The organism is Streptomyces sp. NPDC057654, assembly GCF_042800135.1.
Taxonomy (GTDB): Bacteria; Actinomycetota; Actinomycetes; order Streptomycetales; family Streptomycetaceae; genus Streptomyces.
On sequence record NZ_JBHVHQ010001332.1, the window covers coordinates 1 to 1,519 of the forward strand.

General features: G+C 70.9%; 1 protein-coding gene. It reads left to right on the plus strand.

What is annotated here, in order from left to right:
* Positions 1 to 380: 380 nt before the first annotated feature.
* Positions 381 to 1,460 (plus strand): histidinol-phosphate transaminase, encoded by a 1,080-nt coding sequence (hisC, locus tag ACFU99_RS43340; RefSeq protein ID WP_384404218.1) that lies wholly within the window; start codon positions 381 to 383, stop codon positions 1,458 to 1,460.
* Positions 1,461 to 1,519: the final 59 nt, after the last annotated feature.

Below are 1,519 nucleotides of genomic sequence, written 5' to 3' on the forward strand. Positions count from 1 at the left end.
GAAGTCAAGTGAGTTAAGGCCTCCTGGGTGTGATCTACGGTTGTCGACCCGCATGGGCCTGCCAAGGAGGTCATGTCTCGAAGAGGTCTCAACTCACCTGTACGGGCGATGCGCGCCACGGCGCTCGCCACCGGCGTGCGCCAGGGCGGGGAGCGCTCCCCCCGGCGGCGCGAGCCGCCCGCCGCGTCCGGGACCGCCGGAACCGGTGTCGCTGTGCGGAACCGGTGGCGCCGTGCCGGGCCGACGTCCCTGAGCGGGGGCGACGGCTCCGGGCGCGGCCCCGGACCGTTGGACGGGACCGACGGCTCTGGACGGGACCGGGGGCAATCCTCATAAGGTATGGAGTATTGAGTGGTACGGGACGTCGAGGAGGACCTGCGGTGACTGAGAAGACCCCTAGGCTGCGCGCGGCGTTGGACGGCGTGCCGACGTACAAGCCGGGAAAGCGGGCCGCGGCCGACGGTCCGGTCGTCTACAAGCTGTCCTCCAACGAGAACCCCTACCCGCCGCTGCCCGGCGTCCTGGAGAGCGCGGTCACGGCGGCCGGTGCGTTCAACCGTTACCCGGACATGGCCTGTACGGACCTCATGACGGAGCTGTCGGAACGTTTCGGCGTCCCCGTGGAGCACCTGGCCACCGGCACCGGCTCGGTCGGCGTCGCGCAGCAGCTGGTGCAGTCGACGGCCGGCCCCGGCGATGAGGTGATCTACGCCTGGCGGTCCTTCGAGGCGTACCCGATCATCACCCAGGTCGCGGGCGCGACGTCGGTGCAGGTGCCGCTGACCGAGGACGAGGGCCACGACCTGGAGGCGATGCTGGCGGCGGTCACCGACCGGACCCGGCTGATCTTCGTCTGCAACCCCAACAACCCCACCGGTGCCGTGCTGCACCGGGCCGAGTTGGAGTCCTTCCTGGACCGGGTCCCCTCCGACGTGCTGATCGTGCTGGACGAGGCGTACCGCGAGTTCAACCGCGACGAGGACGTGCCGGACGGGGTCGACCTCTACCGCGACCGCCCCAACGTCTGCGTGCTGCGCACCTTCTCCAAGGCGTACGGGCTGGCCGGGCTGCGGATCGGCTTCGCCGTGGCGCACGAGCCGGTCGCGGCGGCGCTGCGCAAGACGGCGGTGCCGTTCGGCGTCAGCCAGCTCGCGCAGGACGCGGCGGTCGCCTCGCTGCGCAGCGAGGACGCGCTGAGGGAGCGGGTCGACGCGCTGGTGGCGGAGCGGCGCCGGGTGGTGGACGCGCTGGTCGGCCAGGGCTGGACGGTCGCGGAGTCGCAGGCCAACTTCGTGTGGCTGCGGCTGGGGGAGCGTACGGCGGAGTTCGCCGCGGCGTGCGAGCGGGCGGGCGTGGTCGTCCGGCCGTTCCCGGGCGAGGGTATGCGGGCGACGATCGGCGAGACCGAGGCGAACGACCTCTTCTTGCAGGCGGCCGCGGAGTTCCGCAAGGAGCTGTGAAGACCCTTTTGCCGCCTTACATCCACATATTGAATCTTTTCGGTAGCCCCCTCTAGCAG